Genomic DNA, 5,507 nt, shown 5'->3' with positions numbered 1-5,507 from the left:
TTGTTGTTTATCTACCAGAGCCCGGCCGCTGGCCGGGCTCACCCCTGAACGGACTTGTGGTTATTTATGGAAAAGTCGAAGTTGCGCAAAGTCGGTATGGGTCTGGCGTTAGTGGCAGTAGCGGGATTGGCGTTCTACGCGGTGCAGGCACCGGCCGAGGCGCCGCAATACCTGACCGCGCCGGTTGAACGCAGTGATATTGAAAACGCGGTGCTGGCCACCGGGTTGCTCGAAGGCATTAAACAAGTGGACGTCGGTGCGCAGGTGTCCGGGCAATTGAAGTCGCTCAAGGTCAAGGTCGGCGACAAGGTAAAGAAGGGCCAGTGGCTGGCGGAAATCGATCCGCTGGTGTTGCAGAACACCCTGCGTCAGGCTCAGGTTGATGAGGAAAACCTGCAAGCGCAAAAACGCGCCACGCAAGCCCAGCTCAGGCAGACCAAGGCAATCTATGAGCGCTACAAGAACCTGCAGGATGACGCCTCGATCTCCCGTCAGGATTTTGAAACCGCCGAGTCTGACTATCAGGTGCAGCAGGCCAATCTGATGTCGCTGGATGCGCAGATCAAAAGTGCGCATATCCAGATCGACACGGCCAAGGTCAATCTGGCGTACACGCGCATCGTCGCGCCGATCGATGGCGACGTGGTCGGCGTGGTGACACAGGAAGGCCAGACGGTGATCGCCAGCCAACTGGCGCCAGTCCTGCTGAAACTGGCGGACCTGGACACCATGACGGTCAAGGCGCAGGTGTCCGAAGCCGATGTGATCCACATTGCGCCGGGGCAGGAGGTGTATTTCACCATTCTTGGCGAGGACAAACGCTACTACGCGAAATTGCGCGGCACGGACCCGGCGCCACAGAACTTTCTTGAAACACCGCCCGCCGGTACGCCGAAGCAAAGCAGCGCGGTGTTCTACAACGCCTTGTTCGAGGTGCCGAACCCCGACCATCGTTTGCGCATATCGATGACCGCGCAGGTGCGCATTATCCTCGACACCGCCAAGGCTGTGCTGACCGTGCCGGTCGCGGCGCTCGGCCCGCGCAATGCCGATGGCAGTTTTCCGGTACGGGTGCTCGACGCCAAGGGCCACGCGCAGTCGCGCAACGTGCAGACCGGGATCAACAACAACGTCAAAGTGCAGATCAATGATGGTCTGGCTGAAGGTGATCGCGTGGTCATCGGTGATCCGCTGACCAATGTAGCGGGGGCCTGAGCATGACCGAGCCACTGTTACAGCTCACCGGCATCACCCGCAGTTTCACTGCTGGCGACCGCGAATTTCTTGCGTTGAAGAACATCAACCTGACGATCCATGCCGGGGAAATGGTCGCGATCATCGGCGCTTCCGGCTCCGGTAAATCGACGCTGATGAACATTCTCGGTTGCCTCGATTACGCCACCGCCGGCAGCTACAGAATCAACGGCCAGGAAACCCGCGATCTGGACAATCAGGCCTTGGCCGAGCTGCGCCGCGACTACTTTGGTTTCATCTTTCAGCGTTACCACTTGCTGCCGCATTTGAGCGCGATGCACAACGTCGAGATGCCGGCGATTTACGCCGGCATACCGCAGCTTCAGCGCCATGCCCGCGCCCGCGAGTTGTTGGCGCGACTGGGGCTGGAAGGGCATTTGACGCATCGGCCGAGCCAGCTTTCCGGCGGTCAGCAGCAACGGGTGAGTATCGCCCGGGCGTTGATGAACGGCGGTGAAGTGATCCTCGCCGACGAACCCACCGGTGCCCTCGACACCGCCAGCGGCAAGGAGGTGATGCGCATCCTGCTGGAGCTGCACGCGGCGGGGCACACGGTGATTCTGGTGACCCACGACCCGAAAGTCGCGGCCAACGCCGAGCGCATCATCGAAGTCAGCGACGGCGAAATCCTCAGCGACCGTGCGAACGAACGCGATACCACGCACTTGCTCAGCGAAGAACCGGTGACACCGAAAGCGGCTGCGTCACGGCGCCTGGTGGCCAGCCTCGGTTTGTTCAAAGAAGCGTTCGCCATGGCCTGGGTGGCGTTGATCTCGCACCGCATGCGTACTTTGCTGACCATGCTCGGCATCGTCATCGGCATCACCTCGGTGGTGTCGATTTCAGCGGTGGGCGAGGGCGCGAAGAACTACGTGCTCAAGGACATCGCGGCGATTGGCAGCAACACCATCGATGTCTATCCCGGCAGCAGTTACGGCGACAAACGTGCAGCGGCCATCGAAACCCTGACGCCGGCCGATGTCACCGCTTTGAATCAGCTGTACTACGTCGACAGCGCCACGCCGATGATCGGCCGCAGTCTGTTGTTGCGTTATCGCAATATCGATCTGGATGCGCAGGTCAACGGCGTCAGCGATCAGTACTTCAAGGTGCGCGGGATCAAGATGGCCGCCGGTATCCCCTTCAGCGAAAGCGATGCGCGGCGCCAGGCGCAGGTGGTGGTCATCGATCACAACACCCGGCAGCGCCTGTTCGGCCAGGATGTCGATCCGTTGGGCCAAGTGATCCTGATCGGCAACCTGCCGTGCACGGTGATCGGCGTGGCCGCGCAGGATAAAAGCCTGTTTGCCTCGGGCAAGACTCTCAATGTCTGGGTGCCTTACGAAACGGCCGCCGGGCGGGTGCTGGGCCAGCGTTTTCTGGACAGCATCAGCGTGCGCATGAAGGACGGTCAGCCGAGCAAAGTGGTGGAAGAGCACGTCACTCAACTGTTGCTGCAACGTCATGGCACCAAGGATTTCTTCACCAACAACCTCGATAGCGTCTTGCAGACGGTGCAGAAAACCAGCCGTTCGCTGGCGTTGCTGCTGTCGCTGATTGCGGTGATTTCGTTGGTGGTGGGTGGTATCGGGGTGATGAACATCATGCTGGTGTCGGTGACCGAACGCACCCGCGAGATTGGCATTCGCATGGCAGTGGGCGCGCGGCAGTCGGACATTCGTCAGCAGTTTCTGGTGGAGGCGGTGATGGTGTGCCTGTTGGGCGGGGCGATCGGGATTTCCCTGTCGTATGCGATCGGGCATTTGTTTTCGGTGTTTATCAAGGAGTGGGAGATGGTGTTTTCGCTGGCGTCGGTGCTGACGGCGGTGGTGTGTTCGACGTTGATCGGCATTGTGTTTGGGTTTGTGCCGGCGCGGAATGCTTCGCGGCTTGATCCGATTGAGGCGTTGGCGCGGGATTAAAAGCGACCCTCACCCTAACCCTCTCCCAGAGGGAGAGGGGACTGACCGCAGTGTTTGCTGGAGATACGCCGACCTGAAATACCGAGCCGAACTCAGGTTTTGAACAGCACAAAGATCGGCTCCCTTTCCCCCTCGCCCCCTTGGGGGAGAGGGCTGGGGTGAGGGGGTAAATCCCACTGACACACCGCAAAACCTCGAACCACCGCCATCCAGAATTTCCATCAATAAACACCACGCCGTGAGCGCGTTTAAATTACACGAACCGTTACGTCATACCGCCTACAACACCTTGCGTCGTTACCTACGCGTACGCCAGAATCCGCCGGCTTACGCGGCTATGGGTCGGGATATATCGTTTGCCTGTCACTGCAAATCAGTGATCGGGTTTGGTAGCCCGCTTCGGTACCGCCGTATGGCGCCACCTTATGCAGTCTCTTTTTGCGGCTGCGTTTTATATGGTGGACATGCGTGGGGCTCATTCATGAGCGCCGGGTTTCCGTATCGACCGGTCTACCAACCCGCGCATGGCCGCCACCTTCGTTTGGTAGCGAAAGTGATGGCTCCGGTTAATTTCGATACGAGACTTTATCTATGTTCAAAGCCACACCCAACCCAGCAGATACCGATCCAATCCCCTACGACGCCGCGCTCGAACCTCAAAACATCAAAGAGGCCACAGAACGGGCGATCAATTTCTACCTCAATCCTTCCGCGCTCAAAACCTCAAAGCCCACCCGCAAAACCGGCAAGATCTACCTGATCGACCCCACCGTAGATGACGAAACCCTGCTCGTTGAAGCCTACGAATCGTTGTCATCGGCCAGTGACATGGCCCGCGACCTTGCCGACTCGGTCGACAGCCCTCACCGCAAGAAAATGCTGATCCTGCAACAGGTGATCATGTTGAGTGAACTGGTGGTCAGTCGCGTCCTCGACAACCAGCGCTTGCCCAACTAATTGCGAAACAGCCGCGTGAGGGAGCCTGCTCCCTCGCTGCGCAGAAGGAGTTTGTGCGAATGTCAAAGACACCCGATCCGCCGGTCACTGCGGCCAGCATCATGGCCACGCCCTACACGCCCAACGCTATGTTCCGGGTCAATCCGCAAACCGATTCCGAATCCCTGCTGGCAAACGCCTGTGAATCGCTGGCCTCGGCCTCGGTCATGCTTGCTGATTTTGCCGGGATGCTGGAGGGGCCGCATCGCAATACCTTGCTGGGTATTGCGCAAGTGGTGATGTTGGGGGAATTGGCGGTGAATCAGGCATTGGAGCACGTCGCGGGATTGCCCTCACCCTAACCCTCTCCCGGAGGGAGAGGGGACTGATCGCGGGGTTCTGTCGAGATGCACCGACGTGAGATACCGAGTCGAACTCAGGTTTTGAAAAGCTCAAAGATCGGCTCCCTTTCCCCCTCGCCCCCTTGGGGGAGAGGGCTGGGGTGAGGGGGGGAGATCTCACTGATACACCCAAAAAACCGAAACACTCACTGTCCCGGTGTATCAAGCCGCACTCGACGCCAACGCCTCCAACGGCGAATACATCCAGCGCATCAACGAATGCCGACCGCTGATACCCAACTTGATCGCCGCCCGTTTCAGATAGCTTTCGACGGTGTTGACCTTCAACGCCAACTGTTCGGCCAGCTCCGGCGCCGTGCGGCCGGCGAGCAGGCCGACGCACACTTCAGTTTCACGGTTGGACAGGCTCAGGCCCAGTTGCACCAGGCGTTCGTCGAAGCGCAGGCGCAAGGTTTCCAGACCGCTGCCTTCGGTGGCCTCGGTCGGGTTTTCGGGTTCAAGGCTGGCCGGTTGCAGGGCATTGATATGTTTTTCCACCATCGGCAGCAGCACCGGGGAGATGTCCTGCAACAGGCTACGCTCCTGCGCGGAAAAACGCTGCGACTCATCGTTGCGATACACCGAAATCACGTAGCGGTAGCCGTCCTTGCGCCGGGTCAGGTGCAGTTGCGAGGCGTCAGCGCTGGTCGCGGCCGGCGGATTCTGTAAATGGTGGGCCGCCGCACTGTGTTCGGAAAACACCGTTTCGGCGAGCAGCGCCGGCTCTTTCAGCGGCTCCGGCTCATTGCGACTCGAGGCGCGGCCCACCGGTTCGACGCGCATCTGCCGGATGTGCGTGGCGTCTACCGCCAGTTGCGTCAGGATCAGGTCATGCAACATGCGCGGAAAGTGCCGGCTGCCGGTGCTTGCGATGACTTTACCGATGTGGGGGAACAAGTGTGAGTTCATATGCGTGTCATCCCTGAGAGGCGTTAATTCAAAAACGTCTGCAGTCCTGTCGACGATCTCCTTGGTCGACGAAATACCGCAGACT

Annotated in this window: 5 protein-coding genes; 4 read left to right on the top strand and 1 reads right to left on the bottom strand. The window is 59.5% G+C overall.

Annotated elements, in window-relative coordinates; translation table 11 throughout:
• Window positions 1–66 precede the first annotated feature (66 nt).
• From macA to ACIF4X_RS04700, 4 genes are all read left to right on the top strand, one after another.
• Window positions 67–1,215: a macrolide transporter subunit MacA gene (gene macA / locus ACIF4X_RS04715; RefSeq protein ID WP_095118444.1), complete on the top strand. Its 1,149-nt coding sequence runs from the start codon at window positions 67–69 to the stop codon at window positions 1,213–1,215.
• Window positions 1,216–1,217: 2 nt separating this feature from the next.
• Window positions 1,218–3,176, top strand: a complete 1,959-nt coding sequence (locus ACIF4X_RS04710) for a MacB family efflux pump subunit (protein ID WP_397481150.1) — start codon at window positions 1,218–1,220, stop codon at window positions 3,174–3,176.
• Window positions 3,177–3,767: 591 nt separating this feature from the next.
• The gene (locus tag ACIF4X_RS04705) at window positions 3,768–4,133 is read left to right on the top strand and encodes a DUF6124 family protein (protein ID WP_397481149.1); all 366 of its coding nucleotides are present in this window, start codon (window positions 3,768–3,770) and stop codon (window positions 4,131–4,133) included.
• A gap of 59 nt (window positions 4,134–4,192) precedes the next feature.
• Window positions 4,193–4,474 carry a DUF6124 family protein gene (locus ACIF4X_RS04700; RefSeq protein ID WP_397481148.1) on the top strand — a complete coding sequence of 94 codons (282 nt, stop codon included), beginning with the start codon at window positions 4,193–4,195 and terminating at the stop codon, window positions 4,472–4,474.
• A gap of 201 nt (window positions 4,475–4,675) precedes the next feature.
• On the opposite strand, the gene ACIF4X_RS04695 is transcribed toward ACIF4X_RS04700, so the two are convergent.
• On the bottom strand, window positions 4,676–5,422 hold the full coding sequence (locus ACIF4X_RS04695; protein ID WP_397481147.1) for a helix-turn-helix transcriptional regulator: 747 nt from the start codon (window positions 5,420–5,422) through the stop codon (window positions 4,676–4,678).
• Window positions 5,423–5,507 lie beyond the last annotated feature (85 nt).

The sequence above is a fragment of the Pseudomonas sp. NPDC085632 genome, assembly GCF_044541255.1.
Lineage (GTDB): Bacteria > Pseudomonadota > Gammaproteobacteria > Pseudomonadales > Pseudomonadaceae > Aquipseudomonas.
The sequence above is the reverse complement of the archived record's forward strand: the minus strand, read 5'-3'. Positions and strand labels throughout refer to the sequence as shown.

Bases quoted from the DNA above. Each gene is read 5' to 3' on its own strand.
- macA (WP_095118444.1), top strand. From the start codon at position 67: ATGGAAAAGTCGAAGTTGCGCAAAGTCGGTATGGGTCTGGCGTTAGTG.
- ACIF4X_RS04710 (WP_397481150.1), top strand. From the start codon at position 1,218: ATGACCGAGCCACTGTTACAGCTCACCGGCATCACCCGCAGTTTCACT.
- ACIF4X_RS04705 (WP_397481149.1), top strand. From the start codon at position 3,768: ATGTTCAAAGCCACACCCAACCCAGCAGATACCGATCCAATCCCCTAC.
- ACIF4X_RS04700 (WP_397481148.1), top strand. From the start codon at position 4,193: ATGTCAAAGACACCCGATCCGCCGGTCACTGCGGCCAGCATCATGGCC.
- ACIF4X_RS04695 (WP_397481147.1), bottom strand. From the start codon at position 5,422: ATGAACTCACACTTGTTCCCCCACATCGGTAAAGTCATCGCAAGCACC.